The sequence below is a fragment of the Bradyrhizobium sp. 76 genome (genome assembly GCF_023073025.1).
In the GTDB taxonomy this organism is placed as follows: domain Bacteria; phylum Pseudomonadota; class Alphaproteobacteria; order Rhizobiales; family Xanthobacteraceae; genus Bradyrhizobium.
Genome location: NZ_JADPIS010000090.1, coordinates 72,122 through 97,088 on the forward strand (window position 1 = coordinate 72,122; position 24,967 = coordinate 97,088).

The 24,967-nt window shown below is 64.5% G+C and carries 19 protein-coding genes; 12 read left to right on the forward strand and 7 right to left on the reverse strand.

Annotated features, from left to right (window positions below; genetic code table 11):
* Window positions 1-53: 53 nt before the first annotated feature.
* A complete protein-coding gene (gene ftsH, locus IVB48_RS16890; RefSeq protein ID WP_007596301.1) occupies window positions 54-1,976 on the forward strand; it encodes an ATP-dependent zinc metalloprotease FtsH in 1,923 nt (640 codons plus the stop codon).
* A 172-nt stretch (window positions 1,977-2,148) separates the two neighbouring features.
* Here the strand turns inward: ftsH and IVB48_RS16895 are convergent, their stop codons facing one another.
* On the reverse strand, window positions 2,149-3,642 hold the full coding sequence (locus IVB48_RS16895) for a hypothetical protein (protein ID WP_247401045.1): 1,494 nt from the start codon (window positions 3,640-3,642) through the stop codon (window positions 2,149-2,151).
* 297 nt (window positions 3,643-3,939) lie between these two features.
* Here IVB48_RS16895 and IVB48_RS16900 point away from each other — a divergent pair, with 297 nt between their 5' ends.
* Window positions 3,940-4,104, forward strand: a complete 165-nt coding sequence (locus tag IVB48_RS16900) for a Flp family type IVb pilin (RefSeq protein WP_027570346.1) — start codon at window positions 3,940-3,942, stop codon at window positions 4,102-4,104.
* A gap of 173 nt (window positions 4,105-4,277) precedes the next feature.
* Here the strand turns inward: IVB48_RS16900 and IVB48_RS16905 are convergent, their stop codons facing one another.
* Complete coding sequence (locus IVB48_RS16905) at window positions 4,278-5,768, reverse strand: hypothetical protein (protein ID WP_247401048.1); 1,491 nt, start codon at window positions 5,766-5,768, stop codon at window positions 4,278-4,280.
* A gap of 295 nt (window positions 5,769-6,063) precedes the next feature.
* Between IVB48_RS16905 and IVB48_RS16910 the strand changes: the two genes are divergently transcribed.
* Entirely contained in the window at window positions 6,064-6,744 is a 681-nt protein-coding gene (locus tag IVB48_RS16910) for a TetR/AcrR family transcriptional regulator (RefSeq protein WP_027520003.1), read from the forward strand.
* A 150-nt stretch (window positions 6,745-6,894) separates the two neighbouring features.
* Here IVB48_RS16910 and pyk read toward each other — a convergent pair whose 3' ends face one another.
* Both pyk and IVB48_RS16920 read right to left on the reverse strand, forming a co-directional pair.
* Window positions 6,895-8,331 carry a pyruvate kinase gene (gene pyk, locus IVB48_RS16915; protein WP_027570348.1) on the reverse strand — a complete coding sequence of 479 codons (1,437 nt, stop codon included), beginning with the start codon at window positions 8,329-8,331 and terminating at the stop codon, window positions 6,895-6,897.
* Window positions 8,328-8,921 carry a DUF1036 domain-containing protein gene (locus IVB48_RS16920; RefSeq protein ID WP_027570349.1) on the reverse strand — a complete coding sequence of 198 codons (594 nt, stop codon included), beginning with the start codon at window positions 8,919-8,921 and terminating at the stop codon, window positions 8,328-8,330. Before IVB48_RS16920 ends, pyk begins: the two co-directional genes overlap by 4 nt.
* Window positions 8,922-9,099: 178 nt before the next feature.
* Between IVB48_RS16920 and IVB48_RS16925 the strand changes: the two genes are divergently transcribed.
* The 3 genes from IVB48_RS16925 to IVB48_RS16935 all read left to right on the forward strand — a co-directional run bounded on the left by IVB48_RS16925 (window position 9,100) and on the right by IVB48_RS16935 (window position 10,367).
* Complete coding sequence (locus IVB48_RS16925; RefSeq protein WP_007596287.1) at window positions 9,100-9,402, forward strand: DUF1244 domain-containing protein; 303 nt, start codon at window positions 9,100-9,102, stop codon at window positions 9,400-9,402.
* Window positions 9,403-9,611: 209 nt separating this feature from the next.
* Window positions 9,612-9,884, forward strand: coding sequence for a DUF2312 domain-containing protein (locus IVB48_RS16930; protein ID WP_007596286.1), 273 nt, complete (start codon window positions 9,612-9,614; stop codon window positions 9,882-9,884).
* A gap of 60 nt (window positions 9,885-9,944) precedes the next feature.
* Window positions 9,945-10,367, forward strand: a complete 423-nt coding sequence (locus tag IVB48_RS16935) for a DUF1801 domain-containing protein (protein WP_247401052.1) — start codon at window positions 9,945-9,947, stop codon at window positions 10,365-10,367.
* Window positions 10,368-10,382: 15 nt separating this feature from the next.
* On the opposite strand, the gene IVB48_RS16940 is transcribed toward IVB48_RS16935, so the two are convergent.
* The 3 genes from IVB48_RS16940 to IVB48_RS16950 all read right to left on the reverse strand — a co-directional run bounded on the left by IVB48_RS16940 (window position 10,383) and on the right by IVB48_RS16950 (window position 16,293).
* Window positions 10,383-12,005 (reverse strand): DUF882 domain-containing protein, encoded by a 1,623-nt coding sequence (locus IVB48_RS16940; protein WP_245287881.1) that lies wholly within the window; start codon window positions 12,003-12,005, stop codon window positions 10,383-10,385.
* Window positions 12,006-12,292: 287 nt separating this feature from the next.
* The gene (locus tag IVB48_RS16945; RefSeq protein ID WP_247401056.1) at window positions 12,293-14,452 is read right to left on the reverse strand and encodes a L,D-transpeptidase family protein; all 2,160 of its coding nucleotides are present in this window, start codon (window positions 14,450-14,452) and stop codon (window positions 12,293-12,295) included.
* 347 nt (window positions 14,453-14,799) lie between these two features.
* Window positions 14,800-16,293 carry a sigma-54 dependent transcriptional regulator gene (locus IVB48_RS16950; RefSeq protein WP_247401059.1) on the reverse strand — a complete coding sequence of 498 codons (1,494 nt, stop codon included), beginning with the start codon at window positions 16,291-16,293 and terminating at the stop codon, window positions 14,800-14,802.
* A 127-nt stretch (window positions 16,294-16,420) separates the two neighbouring features.
* On the opposite strand from IVB48_RS16950, the gene IVB48_RS16955 reads away from it, so the two are divergent.
* From IVB48_RS16955 to IVB48_RS16980, 6 genes are all read left to right on the forward strand, one after another.
* The gene (locus IVB48_RS16955; RefSeq protein ID WP_247401061.1) at window positions 16,421-18,352 is read left to right on the forward strand and encodes a M3 family oligoendopeptidase; all 1,932 of its coding nucleotides are present in this window, start codon (window positions 16,421-16,423) and stop codon (window positions 18,350-18,352) included.
* A 243-nt stretch (window positions 18,353-18,595) separates the two neighbouring features.
* Window positions 18,596-21,550, forward strand: a complete 2,955-nt coding sequence (locus tag IVB48_RS16960; protein ID WP_247401064.1) for a patatin-like phospholipase family protein — start codon at window positions 18,596-18,598, stop codon at window positions 21,548-21,550.
* A gap of 142 nt (window positions 21,551-21,692) precedes the next feature.
* A complete protein-coding gene (locus IVB48_RS16965; protein ID WP_007596280.1) occupies window positions 21,693-21,845 on the forward strand; it encodes an aa3-type cytochrome c oxidase subunit IV in 153 nt (50 codons plus the stop codon).
* Between the two features lie 137 nt (window positions 21,846-21,982).
* A complete protein-coding gene (locus tag IVB48_RS16970; RefSeq protein ID WP_247401065.1) occupies window positions 21,983-23,110 on the forward strand; it encodes a Re/Si-specific NAD(P)(+) transhydrogenase subunit alpha in 1,128 nt (375 codons plus the stop codon).
* An 11-nt stretch (window positions 23,111-23,121) separates the two neighbouring features.
* Complete coding sequence (locus IVB48_RS16975) at window positions 23,122-23,439, forward strand: proton-translocating transhydrogenase family protein (RefSeq protein WP_007596278.1); 318 nt, start codon at window positions 23,122-23,124, stop codon at window positions 23,437-23,439.
* A gap of 42 nt (window positions 23,440-23,481) precedes the next feature.
* Window positions 23,482-24,879, forward strand: a complete 1,398-nt coding sequence (locus tag IVB48_RS16980) for an NAD(P)(+) transhydrogenase (Re/Si-specific) subunit beta (RefSeq protein WP_247287601.1) — start codon at window positions 23,482-23,484, stop codon at window positions 24,877-24,879.
* Window positions 24,880-24,967 lie beyond the last annotated feature (88 nt).

Here is a 24,967-nt window from a genome sequence, read left to right on the forward strand (position 1 = left end):
AAATAACTGCCCAAGGCTCAGGCCGCGATCCGCGCGACCACGAAGGAAGATCGATGAACGCCAATCTGCGCAATTTCGCCCTCTGGGTCATCATTGTCCTGCTGCTGTTGGCGTTGTTCACGCTCTTCCAGAATCCGGGTCAGCGCGCCTCCTCGCAGGACATCGCCTTCTCCCAGCTCCTGAGCGAGGTTGACCGCGGCAATGTGCGCGACGTCGTGATCCAGGGGCCGGACATCCACGGCACCTTCACCAACGGCTCGAGCTTCCAGACCTATGCGCCGAGCGATCCGACGCTCGTGAAGCGCCTCTATGACAGCAAGGTGCAGATCACCGCGAAGCCGCCCGGCGACAACGTGCCGTGGTTCGTCTCGCTGCTGGTCTCCTGGCTGCCCTTCATTGCGCTGATCGGCGTGTGGATCTTCCTGTCGCGGCAGATGCAGGGCGGCGCCGGCAAGGCGATGGGCTTCGGCAAGTCGCGCGCAAAAATGCTGACTGAAGCGCATGGCCGCGTTACCTTCGAGGACGTCGCGGGCGTCGACGAGGCCAAGCAGGACCTGCAGGAGATCGTCGAATTCCTGCGCGACCCCGGCAAATTCCAGCGCCTCGGTGGCCGCATTCCGCGCGGCGTGCTGCTGGTCGGCCCTCCCGGCACCGGCAAGACCCTGATCGCGCGTGCGGTCGCGGGCGAAGCCAACGTGCCGTTCTTCACCATTTCGGGTTCTGACTTCGTCGAGATGTTCGTCGGCGTCGGCGCCAGCCGCGTCCGCGACATGTTCGAGCAGGCCAAGAAGAACGCGCCCTGCATCATCTTCATCGACGAAATCGACGCCGTCGGTCGGCACCGTGGCGCTGGCCTCGGCGGCGGCAATGACGAGCGCGAGCAGACGCTGAACCAGTTGCTGGTCGAGATGGACGGCTTCGAGGCCAATGAGGGCGTGATCCTGATCGCCGCGACCAACCGTCCCGACGTGCTCGATCCCGCGCTGCTGCGTCCCGGCCGCTTCGACCGTCAGGTCGTGGTGCCGAACCCCGACGTCGTCGGCCGCGAGCAGATCCTCAAGGTCCACGTCCGCAAGGTGCCGCTGGCGCCGGACATCAACCTCAAGACCATCGCGCGCGGGACCCCGGGCTTCTCCGGCGCCGACCTGATGAACCTCGTCAATGAAGCCGCGCTCACCGCCGCCCGTCGCAACAAGCGGATGGTGACCCAGGCCGAGTTCGAGGAAGCCAAGGACAAGGTGATGATGGGCGCCGAGCGCAAGTCGCTCGTCATGACCGAGGAAGAGAAGCTGCTGACGGCCTATCACGAGGGCGGCCACGCCATCGTCGGCCTCAATGTCGTCGCGACCGACCCGATCCACAAGGCGACCATCATTCCGCGCGGTCGTGCGCTGGGTATGGTCATGCAGCTGCCCGAGCGTGACAAGCTGTCGATGTCGCTGGAGCAGATGACCTCGCGCCTTGCGATCATGATGGGTGGCCGCGTCGCCGAAGAGCTGATCTTCGGCCGCGAGAAGGTGACTTCGGGTGCGTCGTCGGACATCGAGCAGGCGACGCGTCTGGCACGCATGATGGTGACGCGCTGGGGCCTGTCCGAGGCGCTCGGCACGGTGTCCTATGGCGAGAACCAGGACGAGGTTTTCCTGGGCATGTCGGTGTCGCGCACCCAGAACGCATCGGAAGCGACGGTTCAGAAGATCGATACCGAGATCCGGCGTTTCGTCGAAGAAGGCTACAACGAAGCGACGCGTATTCTCACCGAGAAGCGCGCCGATCTCGAAGCTCTCGCCAAGGGCCTGCTCGAGTTCGAGACGCTCTCCGGCGACGAGATCATCGACCTGCTCAAGGGCAAGAAGCCGAACCGCGAGTCCGTGCTCGAGCCGACCACGCCGCGCGCCTCGGCGGTGCCTCCGGCCGGCAAGTCGCGCCCGCGGCCCGATCCGGATCCCGGCCTGGAGCCGCAGCCGCAGGCGTAATCGCGAACGGCAGATCGAATTGAAAAACGCGGCGGAAACGCCGCGTTTTTTGTTGGGTGGTGGTGCGTCGGCGAACGACTCGTCGTTGCGAGGATCTCTTGCGACGAAGCTTCGCTACGCTCGCAGTGACGACGTTGACGCAGGGCAGGGTTGCCTCGCAATCACCTAGGCGCTAGGGCTTCGCGTTCGTCGCCGACCCACCTACCGTGTTGTCCCGCACGTGGATCACTGCGATGTCGTCCGTATAGATCCGCTTCCAGCCCTTCAACATGTCCAGGATCTGCGGTCCGGGCGCGTCGGCGGCCAATAGCGTTGCGTCGATCTTGTGCTCGTCGAGCAGCCGCGGAAGCAGCTCGGGCTTCTTGCCCTCGGTCGCCTTGAAGAAGTCCATGACGAATTTCTCGCCATAGAGCTCGGCGCGACCGTCGACGTAAACAGGGATGTCGCGCGAGATCAGATAGCCGCCGAACTGATAGGCGTTGAAGACGCGCTGGACCTTGCGTTGTTCGAGCAAGTCGACTGCCGCGACCGGCGTCTGCGTCATGGTGAAGCTGAAGCTGTGGTGGCCCATATAGAGCGAGGTCGAGGCCCAGCTTGCGGCGACGATCATGAGTGCGCCAAGCGCGGTGACATAGCGGGCCGGCCAGCGGTCGGCACCGGGTGCGTCCGGCTGCGAGCGCGAGGCCAGCTGGCCGAGCGGCTTCGCCAGCACCAGCGGCACCAGGAACGCGAACGCCTCGATGCTCCTGACGTGGGTCAGCGCGCTCCAGGTCAGGAACAGGATCAGGAAGATCCTGGGCGCGGAGAGCACGAGGCCGCGATAATAGCCGAACGCGATCAGGCCGAGCAGGGCGCCTTCGAACGAGGAGAAGGTGGCAAAGTTCGCCGGCATCCATTCGAAGATCAGCGAGAGCAACTCGCCCAGCCTCAAGATGTTGGTGGCGCCCAGCAGCGTTCCCCAGCCGTACGGCGTACAGCAGCTCGCGACCAGTGCACCGATGCCGAACAGCACCCAGCGCAGGAACAGCTGAAGCCGCCGCCCCTTCTCGGCGTGCTCGACGGCCTCGAGCGCGATCGGACCGATCAGCGCCAGACCGAGCACGAAGCCGCCATGCAAGTTCGCCCACAGCGCCATCAGCGGCAGCCAGTACCAGGACGGCGCGCTCCTGCGGTCGGCGGTCGCCATCAATAGACCGACCCATGCCACCATGACAGGCAGCGCCAGGACGTGCGGACGCGCCAGGACGTGATGCAGCGACAGCAGCAGGGCCAGCATCGCAAGCAGCACTGCGCGCGGTGCCTCGATCTGCACGTCTAGCAGATAGACGAAGATCGCGGCCGTGAGCGCGACTCCCATCGCGGTGAGGATGACGGGACCTGCCCAGCCCAATTGCGCATAGGAGAGAGCGAACAGCACCTGCGACAGCCACGACGTTGAAATCCACGGCGCGCCCGTCCGCGTGAAGGAATAGATGTCCGTGTACGGCATAGCGCCGTGATCAATGATCCATTGTCCGATCTTGATCTGCCAAAACGAGTCGGAGTCCTGAAGCAGCGTATCGCCGACATACATGAAGAAGAGATAGGCGCCCGCACCGACGCACAGCGGCACCAGGGCTCGCGCACGACCCTGCACCGTGATGCTGTTGGCAAAGGAAAGGGACATGCCGCGTCGTCGTCCTGTTGTTTTGTCGGGGTGCCGAGCGATCGACATTGGACCACGGCGGTCATAATTTCGGGTAAACCGGTGATACCGGGCCGGCTTGATGTCTCGACAATTTAACGGATCGTTTTAGATTTCGGTTTACCATCGGCGAATACACGCAAACCGCTCTGTATTTCCGCAGTCGAATTAACTGCGGCGCAATTCTTTGCCACTACGTTCGCATCCATGGTCGAGCGGCGCTGGGAAGCCAAAAAGACCAGATCAGTTGTAGCCTCGTGTACTCATTTGGAGCTCTTTATGAAGAACCTCGTTGCGAATTTCGCGAAAGATGAATCCGGCGCCACCGCCATTGAATACGGTCTGATCGCCGCCGGCATCGCGCTGGCGATCATCACTGTCGTCAATAACCTGGGCACCACGTTGAACGCCAAGTTCACCTCGATCTCGTCCAGCCTCAAGTAAGACTGAACGGACCAAGAGTAGAAAGAGCCTTGTCCCGGACAAGGCTCTTTTCTTTTGTGCCAAGCCTTTCGTGCCAAGTCTTTCGTGCCAAGTCTTGTTCTAGCGAAGTCTTTTCTTCGCCGAAGCCGTCGCGTCCATGCGAGTCCGCGACGGTTAAACGCCTGATCCGTGGCTCACGGTGCTGAGGGTAGCTTCGCCGGTGCGTCATCGCGGACGTGGATGACGGCAAGGTCATCCGAGTAGAGCCGCTTCCAGCCCGGCACGTGGTCCATGATCCTTGCGGCGGGAGTCGATCCGTTCAGCAGTGTGGCGTCGATCTGGTAGGTATCGAGCAAACGCAGCAGAGTCTCAGCGTTCTTGCCTTCGATGGCGTCGAAATAGTCAAGCACAAACTGCTCTCCATACAGCTCGGCGCGGCCATCGATGAAGGTCTTGAGATTGCGGAAGATCAGATAGCTCCCGATCGGCGCGGTGCTGAAGATGCGCTGCGCGTGCCGCTGCTCGAGCAGATCGACTGCGGCCCGAGGGGTCGGATTGCGGATAAAGGCATATCGCGTCGGCGTGGCATAGGACCGCGTGATACTCCAGCTGGTCGCAACGATGACGAGCGCGGCGATTGCGGTCACTGCAAAGGAGGTCCGTGCTTCAGCCCGTGCGAGCGCGACCGCTCTGGCCGCGCCCAATTGTTCGGCCAACGGTTTCGCCAGCACGAGCGGTGTCAACAATGCAAAGACTTCGATGTTTCTGACGTGGTTGAGTGCCGCCCAGACCAGGCCGAGCAGCAGAAGAATGCGGGTCCACGACAGCACTAATCCCTTGTAGTAGCCGAGGGCGATCAATCCGAGCAGGCTGGCACCGAACAAGTCGAACGAGCTGAAATCGGCGGGCATCCACTCCGAGATCTGCGAGAGCACCTTGCCGAGGCTGAGGATTTTCGCCGATGCGAGCGGCGTATTCCAGCCATAGGGCGTGCAGCAGCTTGCGGCAAGCGCAGCAAGCCCGAACAAGGCCCAGCGCGACGCCAGTGCAAAGCGGCCCTTGCGATCGGTGGACGCGATCGCATCGAGGCCGATGGGCCCAATCAGCGCCAGCCCCATGACGAAGCCGCCGTGAAGATTGGCCCATAGCGCCATCAAGGGAAGCAATAGCCACGACGGCGCGGTGCGCCGATCGGCGGCCGCCAGCAGCCCGCCGACAAAAGCCAACATGACAGGCAGTGCCAGCATGTGCGGGCGGGCGAGAAAGTGGCCCATCGACATGAAGAGGAGCGGGGTGACGAGCAGAAAGGCGCGCGCAGGCTCCAGATAGGGCTCAAGCAGGTAGACGAAAATCGCTGCGGTCGCTCCGATCGCGAGCGACGTCAGGATAACTGCCCCCGACCAGTTGGACGGCTCGTAAGCCAGCGCGAACAGGACTTGCGATAGCCAGGAGCTCGAGATCCAGGGCTCGCCGGCTCGCGTGAAGGAATAGATGTCGGTATAGGGCAGGGCGCGGTGTTCGAGAATCCACTGCCCGATCTTGATCTGCCACAGCGTATCGGTATCCCGCAGCATGATGTCGCCGATGCCCAGGAAGAACAGGTAGACGCCGGCGGCGATGCAGAACGGCAGTAGCCAGCGCGCAACACCGCGGACGGGCACGCTGCTTGTCATGGAAATCGACATCGGACTCTCGGGGCTGAAACGACAGCACGCAGCAGCGCGCAAGCATCGGCAAGCTGAGCATGATCGCTTTTAAGTTGAGGTAAACCGGATCGTCATACCGCGGCCGCGCCGAGCAAGAATGCGTTTACCTGCTCTTGTCGCGCTGAAATTTGCGTCGCGCGCATATGCTCATTTGTGTCTTGTCATCCGCCCTGAATAGTTGTTCAGTTCTTGAGGGCGATTTGGGCGAAGATTAGCGAATAAGCAGGCGGTCGGGCTTTGCGCCGGACCGGATGCTGGGGACAGGAAGCGCGCCATGGTTTATCGGCGGACGCATCAAGTGGTGAAGCGCCTTGCGGCCCGGCGCAGTGCGATACTGGCGGCGGCGCGGGAGGCGGCGGCGGAAGGCGGGATGGCGGCGGTGCAGATTGCGCCGGTCGCGCTTCGCGCCAGCGTCGCTGCGGGTACGGTCTACCGCTACTTCCCATCAAAGGCCGATTTGATCTCCGAATTGATCGCCGAAGTCTCCCGCGACGAGCTCACGGCGATCCGGCGAGCCGCCGATGCCGCGCCGGGGCCGTCTTCGGCGCTGGCGGCGGCGGTGACCACCGTGGCGGTGCATACCCTGTCACAGCGCAGGCTCGCCTGGGGCATCCTCGCCGAGCCGGTCGATGTCGATGTCAGCGCTTCACGTCTCGCCAGCCGGCGCGAGATCGCGGGCGAAATGGCCTCGCGGATCGACGCGGCCGTGCGCGCCGGCCACCTGCCGGCGCAGGACACCGCACTCGCCGCCACCGCGCTGCTCGGCGCCCTGCACGAGGCCCTGGTCGGACCGCTCGCGCCGGACAATCTCGACGATCCCGCCAGGATGCGCGATGCCGTGCAGACCGTGACGCTGCTGGCGCTCCGCGCGGTCGGCGTCATGGACGCCCGCGCCAGGGGTCTCGTCGTGCAGCAGACGCTGCTGCCGGCGGCGAAAGCGCTGGTTGGGGCCTAAAACGTCAGCCTGATCGACCGGCGGACCTGATCGCGCCCAGGCCATTGCCAGAGCTCGCCTTTTCGAAAAACCTCAGCACATGCGCCGGACCCGCCGGCTACTGTGCATGGGGTTGTTTTCGACATTTTTGTTTGCCGCGTGCCTGCGGACCTAAATATTCGCTTCGCCCTCGGGGCCGACCGAGGCGATGCGCACCATGTTGGTGGTGCCGGGGATGCCGAGCGGCACGCCGGCGACGATGATCACGCGCTGGCCGGCCCGGACGAAGCCGTCGCGGAACGCGATCTGGCCGGCGCGGCTCACCATGTCGTCCTGGTCGCGCGCATCTTCCGCCACCACGCAATGTATGCCCCAGACGACCGACAGCCGGCGTCCCGCCGCGACGTTTGGCGTGATCGCCACGATCGGCGGCTTCGGCCGCTCTCGCGCCACGCGCACGGCGGTCGATCCCGAGCTGGTCCAGCAGATCAGGGCCGGCAGGTCGAGCGTCTCGGCGATCTGCCGCGCGGCGTCCGCGATGGCATCGCCGGCGGTGGCTTCCGGGGCGGGGCGCTGTGCGGTGATGACGGAGCGATAGATCGGGTCGCGCTCCACCTCCTCGCCGATGCGATTCATGGTCGAGACAGCCTCGACCGGGAATTTGCCGGCCGCCGATTCCGCCGACAGCATGATGGCGTCGGCACCTTCATAGACGGCTGTGGCGACGTCGGAGACTTCGGCGCGGGTCGGCACCGGCGACTGGATCATCGATTCCAGCATCTGCGTCGCGATCACCACCGGCTTGCCGGCGCGCCGCGCCATGCGCGTCATCTGCTTCTGCAGGCTCGGCACGCGTTCCAGCGGCAGCTCGACGCCGAGGTCGCCGCGCGCCACCATCAGGGCGTCGGAGGCGTCGATGATGTCGGCGAGGCGATCGATCGCCTGCGGCTTCTCGATCTTGGCCATCACCGCCGCACGGCCGCGGATCATCTTCTTGGCCTCGAGCACGTCGTCGGCGCGCTGCACGAAGGACAGCGCGATCCAGTCGACGCCGGTGACCAGCGCCGCCTCGAGGTCGGCGCGGTCCTTCGGCGTCATCGCCGAGACCGGCAAGTCGGTGTCGGGCAGGCTGACGCCCTTGCGGTCGGACATCCGGCCGCCGACCACGACGCGCGTCACCGCGTGTTCCTTCGACGTCTCCTCGGCGATCAGCCTCACCTTGCCGTCGTCGAGCAGCAGCGAATGGCCCGGCCGCAGCGCGGCCAGGATCTCCGGATGCGGAAGCTGGACGCGGGTGGTGTCGCCCGGAGCCTTGTCGGAATCCAGCGTGAAGGTCTGGCCGTTCTGGAGCTGGACCGCGCCTTCGGCGAAGGCACCGAGCCGGAGCTTTGGGCCCTGGAGGTCGACCAGAATGCCGATCGGCCTGCCATAGCTGCTCTCGACGTTGCGGATCGTCGCCACCAGCTCGCGCATCTTGTCATGCGGGGTGTGGCTCATGTTGATGCGGAACAGGTCGGCGCCGGCCTCGAACAGGCGGCGGATCATCGCGAGGTCCGAAGAAGCGGGTCCCAGGGTCGCGAGAATCTTGATACGGCGAAGACGCCTCATGGCTTATTTCCAGACGGGGGCGAGGGAGCTGGCGGGAGGCCAGGCGCGGCGGGGGGCGTACCACCGGGCGGGCCATTGGGCAAACCCGGAACCCCCGGACCAACCGGTCCGGGGAGACCAGGCACGCGCTGCTGTTTTGACGGCTGCTCGTTGGCATCGGTGAGCTGCACGGTCCAGGCCCGCTGCTCGCCGGTATCGACCTCGAAATAGCCGGTCCGGTCATAGCCACGTGCGAGGCAATCCTCGGTGCCGCGGATGGTAAACTCCTTGTCTCGCGAGCACATGAAGGCTTGGCCCGACCATTCGCCGCCGCGGTCATAGTCGATGGCGTAGATGTAATAGAAGCGGGCCACCAACGTTCCGCGCAGCAGGGTCTCGCAGGAGCGGGACGAGATGTTCCACCAGCCCTCGGTGGTCCAGCCCTCGGCATCCTTGTAGCCGAGGGCGATGCCGACCCGGCTCGACGTGTTGTTGCAGAGCCGGAAATCGGCGGAGGCCGGGCTGGCCCAAAAGCATAGCAAGCCAACCACCAGCACCGGGACCAACCGGGCGAGCAGGCGAAGGGGGGAGCGGGGAGATTCGGCGATCATTGTCGCGGAAGCTATATCAGATCATTGACGATTTGGCGTAGGGCCCGGGAACTGCCCGAAGCCGGCTTTGCGCCCGTTTGCGCCGCGATATGGCAAAATCTGTGACAGGCCCCACCTGATCTCGTAAGGGTGCCCCATCCGGGTCACTGCCAATTTTGCAAAGCCGAGGAATCCAGCCATGGCAATCGACGACAAAACCAGAACGGAACTCGAGGCTGCCGCTTTCCGGCGCCTGGTCGATCATTTGAAGACGCGGACAGACGTCCAGAACATCGACCTGATGAATCTCGCAGGCTTCTGCCGCAACTGCCTGTCCAACTGGCTCAAGGACGCCGCCGACGCCCAAGGCGTCGCCTTAAGCAAGGACGAGAGCCGGGAAGCCGTCTATGGCATGCCTTACGAGGCCTGGAAATCGAAATACCAGGGCGCGGCCACGCCTGAGCAGCTCGACGCCATGAAGAAGGTTCATCCCGGGCACTGAACGGCCGCGCCGGCAGCCTGATGTGCGGTGCCCTTGAGTCGCATCACACAACAGCTTTCTTCGACGCGCCGCAGGAAGGTGTGGGCGCGCTGTGGACGAGCGCGATGCCGCCTTGAACGCGAGAGGTCCGAACCCTAAGGGTCTAACCAGCACGCGCGGTGATGATGCCGGCGTCACCTCGTTTTGCCAGTTCCATTGGGAGTACCAAGATGGCCACCTCCGCCGCCGTCCGCGACGACGAGCCCGCGACGAAATTTGCCAAGGACCAGCTCAAGTCCATCATCGAGCGCATCGAGCGGCTGGAGGAAGAGAAGAAGGCGATCTCCGACGACATCCGCGACGTCTTCGCCGAGGCCAAGGGCAACGGCTACGACGTCAAGGCGCTGCGCACCATCGTGCGCATGCGCAAGCAGGACCCGAACGAGCGCGCCGAGGCCGAGACGATCCTCGAGACCTACATGCAGGCACTGGGGATGATCTGAGCTATCGGTGTCGTCCCGGCTTTGGCCTGGGCGACACCATGTCGATCGAAGGAGACCGCGGTGACTGCGCCGCCGCTGCCGCGCGAGGTAAGCCGTGCCTACGACGCTTTTCCGGCGTCGATCGGCAAGCGGCTGCTTTGGGTACGCGAGCTGATCTTCGCGACCGCCGCGGCGGATGAAGGCATCGGCCGTCTCACCGAAACGTTGAAATGGGGCGAGCCTGCTTATTTGACCGAAGAGACCGGCAGTGGCAGCACGATCCGGCTCGGCCGCCTGAAGGACTCCGCGCACGCCGCGATTCTGTTCAATTGCAAGACGACGCTGGTCGATACCTTTCGCGAACGCTTTCCCGATCGGTTCGAATATCGGCAGACCAGGGCGTTGCTGTTGCCGGTGTCGGGCAAGCCGCCTAAGCGGGAGCTATCGGTCTGCCTGTCGCTGGCGTTGACGTATCATCTGGATCAACGAAGGAAGAAGCGTTAGCGGCGCGCGAAGACCTCAGCGCAACGCGGCGGTCCGCATGACGAACGACGTCGTCTCGAGCTTGGCGGTGGCGGTGCCCGAGAAGCTGTCGCAGGACAGGCCCTGCATCGGATCGTCCGCAAAACCCATGGCGATCACGGACTGCGGCTTGACGAAGTAGGCGCGCATCGCGGCCGTGTCGAGCTCGCCCATCAGCGTGACCGACATCGCGCGGCTGGCGCTCGGCGACAGCATCACGATCTTGAGCCAGATACTTTCACCCTTGGCTGCGGAGAGCCGGGTCGCGGTTGCGACCATGCCGTCGACACGCTTGCCGACCACCGTGTTGATCTCGGTCGCGGGCGCAAGGTTGCGCGACGCGGCGGTGGGACGGGCGGAGCGCGGGATCGGCGCGGAGGCGGCGACGACATTGGCGCGGTCGACCGGGGAGGCGGACGCCGGCGCGTAAGCCAGCGCCTGATAGGCGGCGCTGGACACGCTCGCGGTCGGCTGCGGATCGGTGGCGGCGGCAAGCGCCTGGCGGGCCTTCAGCGCAGCCACTTGGGCCGGCGTCGCCTGCTGCGGCGTAGCCGGGGCATCCCAGAAGCCGCGGGCATTGATGATGTCGGCGGGCGTCTCGGGCTTGGCGTCAGCAGATTTGCCGGCGGCCGGCTTGTCAGCCACGGGCGCCGGCTTCGACTTGGGCAGCGCGACGAGCTGCGCATCGGCCGAGGCGAGCTGAATCGTCGCCGCGATTGACGGCTTGGCGCGCGGCGTCGGCACCGGATCGGCCGGCTTGGTCGCGGCGGCGACCACGGTCGGCGCAACAGGCTTCGCGGCCGGAGCGGGCGCGCCCTCGTCATCCTCGTCGTTGCTCGTGGCCGCCGGAGCCGGCTTGCCCTTGAACAGGGCGGCAAAGAAATTCGACTTGCTGCCGGAATCTTCGCCGCTGCCCCGCCGCTCGATCTCGGCCTTGGCGAGCTCATAGCCCTTCAGCGGCGTGCCGTCGGTTGGGACATGGACGGTGCGTCCGTCCGGGAAGACCCGGGCGAGCTGGTCATGCGTCATGCGCGGCCAATGCCGGATGCTGCCGGTGTCCAGATGTACGAACGGCGAGCCTGAGGTCGGATAGAAGCCGACGCCGCCGCGCTGGAGGCGCAGGCCGGCGAAGCGGATCTGCTCCAGCGGCACGTTCGGGATGTAGAAGTCCATCGCATGCCCCAGCATGTGCTGGCTGAAGCGCGCCACGCCGGAGGAGCGGCGGCGGAGCATGGAGTTGGTGGCGGGCGAGCGGTAGGCGGAGATGATCTGGATCGGCTGCTTGCCGTCGACGTCGCGGTAGACTTCCCAGAGGATGTCGAAGAGGTGACGGTCCATGACCGTCTCGTCCTGGCTGCGCCAGTCGCGCAGGAAGTGATTGAGCTGCTTCAGCGCCGCTTCGTCGTAGCGCCCGTCGCGCTTGAAGGTGACGGTAAGGTCTTCGCCGGAATGGGTGTGGTGGAAGGAGAGCGTCTTGGTCTCGTTGAGCGCGGCGGCGTCATGAACTGAACCCGCGGCAGCAAGCAGCAATACGGCAGCGAGGCCGATCCGTGATCCGGCCTTCACTCCCGCATGGGACAACGACAGCACAGCGAATTGGCGTGCGATTCCAGTCAGCACGTTAGAGCCCACCCAGTCGACGAGCGTTCAAAATGGACTCTCCCGCTAACCCCGTAGCGCGCGAAAGAGGATGAACGCTTTGTTAAAGCGAGAAGGTTAATTCGAGGTTGACCTTCCCGCCCCCAAACCAAGTCAGATCGCGAACCTAACCGGGTGAGTGTGGCGAAAAAAGGCCCGCTGCCCGAGGTCAGGTGGAGAATGGTTAACGTTAAGCGACCCCATCCAGAGGATGAGGTCGCTGATTTTATTGCTGAATTTCAGGAAATCAGACCCGGGGCGGGCCTGGCTCAGCGGGTGAACACCCGCTGCTGCTGCGGACGGCGGCCGACCGGAGCCGGCGGCGGGGTCGGCGCTCCGAACAGGCGCTCGAAGAAATTCGGGCCGGACGAGCCGCCATTGGCCGCCAGGACGCCGTTCGGCAGCGTCGTTGCCGGGCGTGAATAGCTCGGCTGGGAGTGCGCGACCACGTTCTCGAGATCCTTGCCGCGACCGTTCTTCAGGATGTTGATCATGGTCGCGTCGCGGCCATAGACGTCCTTGCGGAATTGCAGCTTGCCGCCATCATCCACGAATGCGGTCTGATAGGTGATGTTGACCGGGATCGGGGTCGGGAATTTCAAGTCGATCTCGCTCTTGCCGTACATGCTGCGGATGCGTTCCGGCGTGTACTTCTCGTTCGGCATCGCGATGTTGAGCAGGACCGACGCGTACTGATCCGGGTTCTGCACGCGCATGCAGCCGTGGCTGAAGGCGCGTTCGTCCCGGGCGAACAGGTTCTTGTCCGGCGTGTCGTGCTGATAGACCAGGAACTTGTTGGGGAAATTGAAGCGGATGCGGCCGAGCGCATTGGCTTCACCGGGCGGCTGCGAGATGTGCACTGAACCGTCGCGGTTCTGCTCGAGCTTGAGGCCCATGCGCTGGAGCACGGTCGGGTCCTGCTGAAGTGCCGGCAGATATTCGTTGTAGACGATCGACGGCGGCACGTTCCAGGTCGGATTGACCGTGATGTACTTCATCGTCTCGGTGAGCAGCGGGGTCGCATGCGTGCCGGGCTTGCCGGTGACGACGCGGGTGGTCCAGACCTGCTGGCCGCGCTGCATCACCTTCAGCGTGTAGTCGGGAATGTTGAGGATGACGTAGGCATCGCCGAGGGAGGGGACGCCCAGGTCGCGCGGCAGCCAGCGCCAGCGCTCCATGTTCACCAGCACCACGTCGATCTGCTTGTCGCGCTTCGGGGTGTTGATCGCCTTGACCGTCTTGTCGTCGAGGATGCCGGTCGCCTTGATTTCGGCGCTGTTCTGGAACTTGCGCACGGCTTCGGCGACCGCCGCGTCATAGCGGGTGTCGTTGGCGTTCTCGGTGATGCCGAGCTTGGCGCGCAGCTGCGGCACGCGCGGATCTTCAACGACGATTTCAGCCTGCTTCTTGCCGGCCGGGGTGTATTTCAACGTCGGACCATCGGCGATCTCGATCACCGGGCCGTTGCCCTGGCCGCGGAGCTCTGCGAGCTTCGCCTTCAGCTCCTTGTAAAGCTTCTGCGGCGGATTGTAGCTGTCGAGCGCCGCGGAGGCGTCCGCCGCCGTCGTGACCTTGGCGAGCACCTCGTTCGGATCGATCGGATGCTCGGGATAGAGGATGTCGCCGCTGACCTGTGACCAGTGCATGCGGCCGCTCTGAGCCTGGCGCGCATAGTCGAACATGCTGGCGGTGAGCTTGAGCTCGGCATCGGCGAGTGTATCGGGTGTCGTGGCGGCTGCGAAGTCCGGCAGCGGGTAATCGGCGGGATTGAGACCGTCGGACGCCGCGTCCTTCAGCCGTGCGATCACGCCCTTGGCCGCAGCGGTCAGGCTGCCGGCCTGGGTCCAGACCGGCGCGAAGTCGCGTGCACCGTAAAACTTCTCGATCGTAGCGCGCTCGTTCTTGCGGTCGAAATAGCGTGAAGCCTTGGCGCCGATGGCGTCCTTGAGCTTGTCGGCGACCGGCTGGTCGGCGGCGGGAACGTTGCTCGCGGCCTTCACCGGCTCCGAGGCCGGAGCCGCAGCGGTGGCGGGCGCGGCCGGCGTTGTCGCCGTGTCGGCCTTGGCAGGTTCCGTCTTCGCCGTCTCGCTCTTCGGCGCCTCGGTCGCCGGCGTGGTGGCGACGTCGGAAGGCTTGGTCTCGACCTTGTCCGGCGCGGGAGCGGCTTCGGCCTTCACGGGTTCCTTGACCGGCTCCTTTGCCGAGTCCTGAACCGTGGCGGTGGTGTCGAGCTTGATGTCGGATGCGGTCGGGGGCGGGACGTTTGCGGGTTCGGGGCGCGGGATCGCGGCTTCGATCGCGAGCTCGGCAGCGCTGCTGCGCGCCTGATCCTGCGCCAGGGCCGAGCTGGCCGATACCGTGAGGAAGGTCGCCGCGACCGTCATCAAGACACGGTCAAAGCCTGCACGGTGGTTCAAACAGTCACGCATTGTGTCGCACCCCTCGGGTGAACTGTCCCCCGTGGAACAGCTTCGTTATCGCCTATTGAGCTTCGGCTAAACCGCGCCGGCCTCTCGAAAGTTGCACGCCTGCACGCAACGAATCCTACGCAGACGATATACAGGCCCCCATTTCGCAGCCAGCGCTACCCGGGACAACTCACGACAAACTGACTTCAAGCAAGCCTCTTGGCAACGGATTGTGCGCTTCTGCCACGCGCTTTTCCCTGTGTCTGTCACTTCCAAGTCACGGTTCAAATCGCAGTCGAATTCCGTCGTCGTACGAACGGCTTACAGTCGTATCGCTCCGCCCGGACGAACCTCCGTTCGCGTCAGGCTCAGTGCGTCTCCTCACCGCTTTTGCCGCCATGGCCGGGAACCCCGGCCTCATCGAGTTTGCGGTAGAGGGTGGACCGGCCGATTTTGAGGCGGCGGGCGACCTCGGACATCTGCCCGCGGTAATGCGAGATCGCGAAACGGATGATCTCGTTCTCGATATCCTCCAGCGGCCGGACGTCTCCGGTCGCGGTCAGCATGGAGAGAGCACCCGCTTGCGGCAGCGGTGCGATCGGTATGTCATTACCCGACACGACGGAGGGGGCCGCGATCGGCTCCAGCATCAGCGGCGCGGTCGGAATGTCTGTTCCCGGATGTGGCTGCGAGGCGATCAGGGGGAAGTCGTCAAGGCCAAGCTGGTCGCCGTCGCTCATCACCACGGCCCGGTAGACCGCGTTTTCGAGCTGGCGGATGTTGCCGGGCCAATCGAGCTGGGCAAGGTGAGCAACGGCCTCGCCGCTGATGCCGGTGATGGGGCGGTTCTCCTCGGCGGCAAAGCGCGCCAGGAAATGCCTGAGCAGATGCGGAATGTCCTCGCGCCGGGCGCGTAGCGATGGGATCGTGAGCGGCAGCACATGCAGGCGATAGAACAAGTCTTCCCGGAAGTGGCCCTGCTTGACCCGCTCCAGCAGCCTGCGATTGGTCGCCGAGATGATGCGGACGTCGACCTTCACGGGTCTGCGGCCGCCGACCGCCTCGACCGCGCCTTCCTGGAGCGCGCGAAGCAGCTTGACCTGCGCGCTCAGCGGCAGCTCGCTGACCTCGTCCAGGAATAGCGTGCCGCCATGGGCTTCGACGAACTTGCCGGTGTGGCGTTCGGTGGCGCCGGTGAAGGCGCCCTTCTCGTGACCGAACAGGATGGACTCGACGAGGTTGTCGGGGATCGCGCCGCAATTGACCGCGACGAACGGCTTTGCCTTGCGCTCGCCGCTGCCATGGATGGCACGCGCGAACATCTCCTTGCCGACGCCGGACTCGCCCTCGATCAGCACGGGGATCGAGGAGTTTGTTGCTTTCTGCGCCGCGCGCATCACGCTCGCCATCGACTCGGCGCGGGTGATGATGTCGGAGAAGGTCAGCCGGCCCTCGCGGCTGTGACGGATGCGCTGCAATTCGCCCTTGAGCGCCGAGGAGTTGAGCGCGTTGCGAAGAGAGACCTGGAGCCGCTCCAGGCCGACCGGCTTGACCACGAAATCGGCCGCGCCCGCGCGCATCGCCGAGATTACATTGTCGATGCCGCCATGGGCCGTCTGCACGATGACGGGGATGCTGAGACCCGCTTCGCGGATTTTCGCCAGCACGCCCATGCCGTCGAGGCCGGGCATCACGAGATCGAGGATGACGCCGTCGATGGCCGCGTCAGGGGCGGTGAGGGCGGCAATCGCCGCGTCGCCGGAGTCCACCACGATCGTCTCATAGCCGCATTTCTGCACCATGTTTTCGACCAGCCGGCGGGCTACAGCGTCGTCGTCGGCGATCAAAATACTGGCAGCCATGGTGTTCCCCGCACGCTACTACTATCTGTCTCGAATCGGGGCACTCTGGCCGAAGCCGATTAACGCACTGTTAAATCCTGATGCCCCCGCCCGCCGTCGCGATTGTTGAACACAGGTTTCCCACACAATGAATTCGCGCTCCAAGCCTGCAGTTAAGAAGTCCGCCATCAGCAAGCCCGCTCTTCGCAAGCCGAACACCAAGACAGCCAAGGCAAAACCCTCCAAGCGTTCACCCGCCAAGTCTTCGCTTGCCAAGCCTTCACCCGCAAAGCCTGCGAGCAAGACCGGCAAGCTTCCGGAGTGGAACCTCGCCGACCTCTATTCCGGGATCGATGCACCGGAAGTGGCGCGCGATCTCGCAAAGATGGATGACGATTGCGTCGCGTTCGAGACGGACTACAAGGGCAAGCTCGCAACAGGAACAGCAAAGGAAGATGGCGGAAAATGGCTCGCTGAAGCCGTGCGACGCTATGAGGCGATCGACGACCTCGCCGGCCGGCTCGGCTCGTACGCTGGCCTCGTTCATGCCGGCGACAGCGTGGACCCCAAGATTTCAAAGTTTTACGGCGACGTTTCCGAGCGCCTGACGGCGGCATCGACACATCTGCTGTTCTTCGCGCTCGAGCTCAATCGCATCGATGACGATATTTTGACCCGCGCGATGCAGGCCACCGAGCTCGCGCACTACCGTCCCTGGATCGAGGATCTGCGCAAGGAGAAGCCGTACCAGCTCGACGACAAGCTCGAGCAGCTCTTCCTGGAGAAGGCGCAGACCGGCTATTCCGCCTTCAACCGGCTGTTCGACCAGACCATCTCGGGCTTGCGCTTCAAGGTCGGGCCCAAGGATCTCGCGATCGAGCCAACGCTCAATCTGTTGCAGGACCGCGACGGCGCCAAGCGCAAGACCGCGGCAGAGGCGCTCGCAAAGACTTTCAAGGCCAATGAGCGCACCTTTGCGCTGATCACGAACACCCTGGCCAAGGACAAGGACATCTCCGACAGCTGGCGCGGCTTCAAGGACGTCGCGGATTCCCGGCATCTGAATAACCGCGTCGAGCGCGAGGTGGTGGATGCGCTGGTCGCCTCGGTCCGCGCGGCCTATCCAAAATTGTCGCATCGCTACTACGCGCTGAAGGCACGCTGGTTCGGCAGGAAGCGCCTGGCCTATTGGGACCGCAACGCGCCGCTGCCCTTTGCTGCGACCGACGTGATCGGCTGGGGCGACGCGCGAAACATGGTGCTCACCGCCTATCGCGGCTTCTCGCCAAAGATGGCTGACATCGCCGAGCGCTTCTTCACCGACCGCTGGATCGACGCGCCGGTGCGCCCGGGCAAGGCGCCGGGGGCCTTCTCGCATCCGACCACGCCGTCCGCGCACCCCTACGTGCTGATGAACTACCAGGGCAAGCCACGCGACGTGATGACGCTCGCCCATGAGCTCGGCCACGGCGTGCACCAGGTGCTGGCGGCCAGGAACGGCGCATTGATGGCGCCGACGCCGCTGACGCTGGCGGAGACCGCGAGCGTGTTCGGCGAGATGCTGACCTTCCGGCGGCTGCTGGCGCAGACCAGGAGCGCAAAGCAGCGCCAGGCGCTGCTCGCCGGCAAGGTCGAGGACATGATCAACACCGTGGTGCGGCAGATCGCGTTCTATTCCTTCGAGCGCGCGGTCCACACCGAGCGCAAGAACGGCGAGCTCACCGCGACGCGGCTCGGCGAGATCTGGCTCTCTGTGCAGGGCGAGAGCTTGGGGCCGGCAATCGAAATCAAAGCGGGCTACGAGAACTACTGGATGTACATCCCGCACTTCATCCATTCTCCGTTCTACGTCTACGCCTATGCGTTCGGCGATTGTCTCGTGAACTCGCTCTACGCCGTCTACGAGAATGCGGCCGAGGGATTCGCTGAACGTTATCTCGACATGCTCGCCGCCGGCGGCACCAAGCATTATTCCGAACTGCTGCGGCCGTTCGGGCTCGATGCCAAGGATCCAAAGTTCTGGGACGGCGGCCTGAGCGTCATCGCCGGTATGATCGACGAGCTGGAAGCGATGGGCTGAGGCAGGCGGGAGTTGCCTGAAGCGCGGCTCGAGACCTTCCGCAGGATGCAGCGCCGGCGAGTTCCAGCCGGCACCGCGCAGCCTTTGGCGACGCAGCGTTTGGCCACATAGCCTTCGCAACCGCGCGCCGGCGATGTGGCATTGAACGTTTGCATCCCCGGCGAGACTAAAATTTCATAAGGCTATTTTCATTCGCTTTACAACCATTGATTGCCGGTGCTCCGCCGCCCAGGGGAGGCACGCATGCTCGATCAGCTCCAGCCGACGCAGCCCGTTGAAGCCCGGGCGCCGCGGTCTACTGAGGAAATGCCGTGGTGCGAAAAGCACCATCAGATCGTTCGCGACGAGATCGAAGCCATCAACACCCGCCGCGAGGCGACGCGCCAGATCGGCACGGATGGTCTGCAATCCTGCCAGATGCTCGACGTCACCGGGCTCGCATTGTCCGGCGGCGGCATTCGGTCCTCGGCGCTCTGCCTCGGCGTCCTCCAGGCGTTGAACCACCACAATCTGTTCCGGCGGATCGACTACCTCTCGACTGTCTCGGGCGGCGGCTACATCGGCGCCTCGCTCAGCGCGACCATGACGGTCACGCGGCGTTTCGTGTTCGGGGAGAGGCCTTCGGGCGGCACCGCGACCGCGAGCGAGATCAGCGATACCGCCTCCGTCGGGCACATCCGGAATTACTCCAACTATCTGATCCCCGCCGGCGTGCGCGATCTCCTCACCGGCTTTGCCATCGTGGTGCGCGGATTGATCGCCAATATCGGGATCATCCTTCCGGTCATCCTGATGCTGGCGGCGGTCACCATCTGGTCGACGCCGACCCGGACGTGCCTGACGGTCGCCAATCTGTTCGGCGTCAGCTTTGTCGATTCCAAGAGATGCGAGCTATACGATTTCGGCTTCGTGAATCAGCACGGCTTCACCAAGGTCGGTGCCATCGCCTGTGTGATCCTGCTCGCCTGCGCAGTGCTGGCATATATCTGCTCGCGATCCGAACGGGGGAGCGGTCCGGCGATCGTATGGGTCTATGCCGCGGCCATCGTCCTTGTCGTCGGCGGCGCCTGCGATTTCGCGCGCGTGCTCAAGGTGACCAACTTCGCGCTCACCCTGGCAACTGCGATCATCGTGGTCGGACTCTTTTTCCTGTGGGCGATCGTGCGGTCCTTTGCCCGCCCGAGCCATCGCCAGGAATTTCGTTCGCATTTGCCGACCGTGGGGGCGACCTTCCTGGTCCTGCTGTCGGCCATCGCCTTCTTCGAGTTTCAGCCGTTCATGCTGCGGCAGATGTTCGATGTTGCCGACAGCAGCGTGATCGGCGGGCCGGTCGGCGGCGTCGCGGTGACCTGGATACAGTCGCTTGCCGCCGTCGCGGCGCCGATCGCGGCGCTCGTCGCCGCGTTCCGGCAGCAATTTCTCGAGCTGCTGAAGGGCAACAGCGCTTCCTCGCAGCGAGGATCGATGGTTCTCGTTGCCAAGGCCGCGCTCTGGTTCGCCGGCCTCGCCTTGCCGCTGATCATCTGGGTCGCTTATCTCAATTTGTCTTATTGGGGGATCTCCAACGACATCTTCAGGGATTGCTCGGCCCAGACCGAGCAGAGGGACTGCATCGCCAAGGCAAAATTGTCCGCGACCCTCCCGGCGGCGCTCGCAGGCAAGGTGCAGCTGGACCGAAACGCCGCCATCGAATTCACTGAGCCAAAGGCTGCGCCGTCCCCCGAGCCGCGCGTCGAGACGGACTCGGATCGGTTGGCGACTTGGCACGCGCCGGCGTGGCTTCAGCCTGCGGCACAATGGGTCAAGCTCAGGGTTCAGCCGTACTTTCCCCAACTGTTCCAGGGATCGGGATCCGACGCGGCCTACGGCTACACCCTGCCGGTGATCGTCCTGTATGCGCTGACGGGTCTGTTGTTGTTCCTGGTCTCCTGGCTTCTGACCCCGAATGCGAACTCGCTGCACCGGCTTTACCGCGACAGGCTGAGCAAGGCCTTCCTGTTCAACCCGATCCGGCCGGTCGAGCACGATCTTGCGCGTGCCGAGGCCAGTCTAGACCAGGGGCGCGACTTCAAGTCGCTCGATCGCATGAAGCTGAGCGACCTTTATGGCGTCGCAGACGCTCAGGAGGACCGCCAACAGGGCGGGCCCAAATTGCTGGCGCCTTATCACCTTATCAACACGGCGCTGAACATCCAGGGATCGGACTTCGCCAACCGGCGCGGCCGCAACGCCGACTTCTTCGTATTCTCACCGCGCAATGTCGGGAGCGAGGCCACCGGCTACGCGGCGACCCTGGCTGTCGAGAAGGCCGAGCAAAGTCTCGACCTCGCCACAGCCATGGCGATCTCCGGGGCGGCTGCGTCGTCGAACATGGGATCGAACTCGATCCGGTCGCTGACGCCGACGCTTGCGCTTCTCAACGTGCGGCTCGGCTTTTGGCTGCGAAATCCGCGCTACGTGAATGCGCGCTGGTTCCGCCGCTTCTCGCCGCTCTATTTCTGGTCGGAGATTTCCGGCCGTCTCTACGAGAACAGCGACGGTGTCTATCTCACCGACGGCGGCCATATCGAGAATCTCGGCATCTACGAGCTGCTGCGCCGGCGTTGCCGGGTCATCATCGCCGTGGATGCGGAAGCGGACACGCCGATGAACTTCGCGTCGCTGATGACGTTGCAGCGTTATGCCCGCATCGATCTCGGTGTCCGGATCGATCTGCCCTGGATACCGATCCGCGAGCGCACGCGGGCCGTTATGGCGTGCAATGCGGACCCCTCGACGTCCTCAGGCCGGCGCCACGACGAGCCGATCGATCACGTCCACGTCGCCATCGGCACCATCGACTACGGCGCCGGCGACATTGGCTATCTCGTCTACCTTAAATCGTCCCTGACCGGAGACGAGAACGACTACATCCGCGACTATGCGCGGCGGCACGCCACGTTCCCGCACGAGACCACGGGCGACCAGTTCTTCTCGGAGGAGCAGTTCGAGGTCTACCGCGCGCTGGGCTTCCACATGGCCCACGGTTTCCTGTCCGGCGACAACCCGGTGGCGGTCGGGTGCGGCGTCAATCCGCATACGGCCCGATTCACCGAAGCGGGCGAGCCGGCGATCGACGCGGTCCGCGAGGCGCTCGGCCTTCCAGTCTCCCAGCGCCCCGCCGCAAGCGTCACCGCCACGATGATCGATCAGGGCTGAGCGGCGCTCGCGCCGAGCTTTCCCGCCAATCGGAATTCCAAATGACCTGATTTGCCGGGAAACCGCGCCTGCCTGCCGTTGCCCTGCCCGAAAGTTTGCGGTATCCCAGCCATGAAATTCGACTTTCGACTGGGGACAATTCATGGCCGACCATAGCGAAGTGGCGTACAGCACCGCCGACGGCAACGACTACGTTGCCCACGAGCAGACCTACGAGGGCTTCATCAAGCTGGTGAAGTACGGCACGGTCTCGGTCGCGCTTATCGTGATCCTGATGGCGATCTTCCTGACCTGATTCATCGTCTGCAGCACCGCCAGCGTCGTCGGTGCCCATAAAATTTGCAATCAAGCCGGATTGAAAACCGGTATCCAACGTTGCGGGAGTAACGCTAAGTTCGCGTGCGCGCTCTTTCCCGCGTCGCCGGAGGGCCTATGAAGATCGCCATTGCCAAGGAAATCGATCCGTCGGAGCCGCGGGTCGCCGCTTCGCCGGATACGGTGAAGAAGTTCAAGGCGTTAGGCGCCGAGATCGCCATCGAGCCGGGCGCCGGCCTCAAGTCGGGTCTGCCGGACTCCGAATTCACCGCCGTGGGCGCCACCGTCAGCGCCGACGCGCTGAAGGACGCCGACATCATCATCAAGGTGAAGCGCCCCGAAGCCTCCGAGTTGGCGCAGTACAAGCGCGGCGCGCTTGTCATCGCCATCATGGACCCCTATGGCAACGAGGCCGCGCTGAAGACGATCGCCGATGCCGGCGTCTCCGCCTTCGCGATGGAATTGATGCCGCGCATCACGCGCGCGCAGGTGATGGACGTGCTGTCCTCGCAGGCCAACCTTGCCGGCTACCGCGCCGTGATCGAGGGCGCCGAGGCCTTCGGACGCGCCTTCCCGATGATGATGACCGCGGCCGGCACGGTGCCCGCCGCCAAAGTGTTCGTGATGGGCGTCGGCGTCGCCGGCCTCCAGGCGATCGCGACCGCGCGCCGTCTCGGCGCCGTCGTCACCGCGACCGACGTCCGGCCCGCCACCAAGGAGCAGGTCGAATCGCTCGGTGCAAAATTCCTCGCCGTCGAGGACGAGGAATTCAAGAACGCGCAGACCGCCGGCGGCTACGCCAAGGAAATGTCCAAGGAGTACCAGGCCAAGCAGGCCGCGCTCACCGCCGAGCACATCAAGAAGCAGGACATCGTGATCACCACCGCGCTGATTCCGGGCCGGCCTGCGCCGAGGCTCGTCACGGCCGACATGGTCAAGTCGATGAAGCCGGGATCGGTGCTGGTCGATCTCGCTGTCGAGCGCGGCGGCAATGTCGAAGGCGTCAAGGCGGGCGAGGTCGCCGATGTCGGTGGCATCAAGATCGTTGGCTATACCAACGTCGCCGGCCGCGTCGCGGCGTCGGCCTCCAGCCTCTACGCGCGCAATTTGTTCAACTTCATCGAAACGATGGTCGACAAGACCAGCAAGGCGCTGGCCGTGAACTGGGACGACGAGCTCGTCAAGGCGACCGCGTTGACCCGGGACGGCGCCGTCATCCACCCGAATTTCCAGCCGAAAGCGTAAGGAGAGCCGTCATGGAGCATATCGCACAAGTCGTCGATCCCTTCGTCTTCCGACTGTCGATTTTCGTTCTCGCCGTTTTCGTCGGCTATTTCGTGGTGTGGTCGGTGACCCCAGCGCTGCATACGCCGCTGATGAGCGTCACCAATGCGATCTCCTCGGTGATCGTGGTCGGCGCGCTGCTCGCGGTCGGCGTCGGCATGATCTCGAGCGGCTCGGGCTGGGCGCGCGGCTTCGGCTTCATCGCGCTCATTTTCGCCTGCGTGAATATCTTCGGCGGCTTCCTTGTCACCCAGCGCATGCTGGCGATGTACAAGAAGAAGGTGAAGTGAGCGGCGTGCACCTCGGGGTGACAAAGGCAAAGGGGACCTGAGATGAACGCCAATCTGGCTGCAGTTCTGTATCTCGTGGCGGGTGTGCTGTTCATCCTGTCACTGCGCGGGCTGTCCAGCCCCGCCTCATCGCGGCAGGGCAATTTCTTCGGCATGATCGGCATGGCGATCGCGGTCGCCACCACGCTGGCCAGCCATCCGCCGGCGGACGGCCTCGCCTGGATCCTCGTGATCCTTGGCATCGCGATCGGCGGCAGCGTCGGCGCGGTGATCGCGCGCCGCGTGCCGATGACCTCGATGCCGGAACTGGTCGCCGCGTTCCATTCGTTGGTCGGCATGGCCGCGGTGCTGGTCGCCGCCGGTGCGTTCTATGCGCCGGAGGCCTTCGACATCGGCAGCCCCGGCAACATCCATCCGCAGAGCCTGGTCGAGATGTCGCTCGGCGTCGCCATCGGCGCGCTGACCTTCACCGGCTCGGTGATCGCGTTCCTGAAGCTGTCCGCGCGGATGAGCGGTGCCCCGATCATCCTGCCGTTCCGCCACTTCATCAACATCGCACTCGCCATCGCCCTCGTCGTCTTCATCGTCGGACTGGTGATGTCGGGCAGCGCGCTCGACTTCTGGCTGATCGTCATCATCGCGCTGGCCCTCGGCGTGCTCATGATCATCCCGATCGGCGGCGCCGACATGCCGGTCGTCATTTCGATGCTGAACTCGTACTCGGGCTGGGCCGCGGCCGGCATCGGCTTCACGCTCGGCAACTCCGCGCTGATCATCACCGGCGCGCTGGTGGGATCGAGCGGCGCGATCCTGTCCTACATCATGTGCCACGCGATGAACCGCTCCTTCATCTCGGTCATCCTCGGCGGCTTCGGCGGCGAGACCGCGGCGGCGGGCGGTGGCGGCGGCGAGCAGAAGCCGGCCAAGCTCGGCTCGGCCGACGACGCCGCCTTCATCATGAAGAACGCGCAGAAGGTCATCATCGTGCCCGGCTACGGCATGGCGGTGGCGCAGGCCCAGCATGCGCTACGTGAAATGGGCGACATCCTGAAGAAGGAAGGCGTCGAGGTGAAATACGCCATTCACCCGGTCGCCGGCCGCATGCCCGGCCACATGAACGTGCTGCTGGCCGAAGCCAACGTGCCCTATGACGAGGTGTTCGAGCTCGAGGACATCAACTCTGAATTCGCGCAGGCCGACATTGCTTTCGTGATCGGCGCCAACGACGTCACCAATCCGGCGGCCGAAGAGGACAAGACCTCGCCGATCTACGGCATGCCCGTGCTCCAGGTCTGGAAGGCCGGAACCGTGATGTTCATCAAGCGCTCGCTCGCCTCGGGCTATGCCGGCATCGACAATCCGCTGTTCTATCGCGACAACACCATGATGCTGCTCGGCGACGCCAAGAAGGTCACCGAGAACATCGTCAAGGCGATGTAACGCGGAGACAAACCGACCATTGCGAATGCGACGCGCGAGCAGCGCGTCGCATGGTACGCCGCTCAGCAGGTGGCGTGCGGGCGCCTCA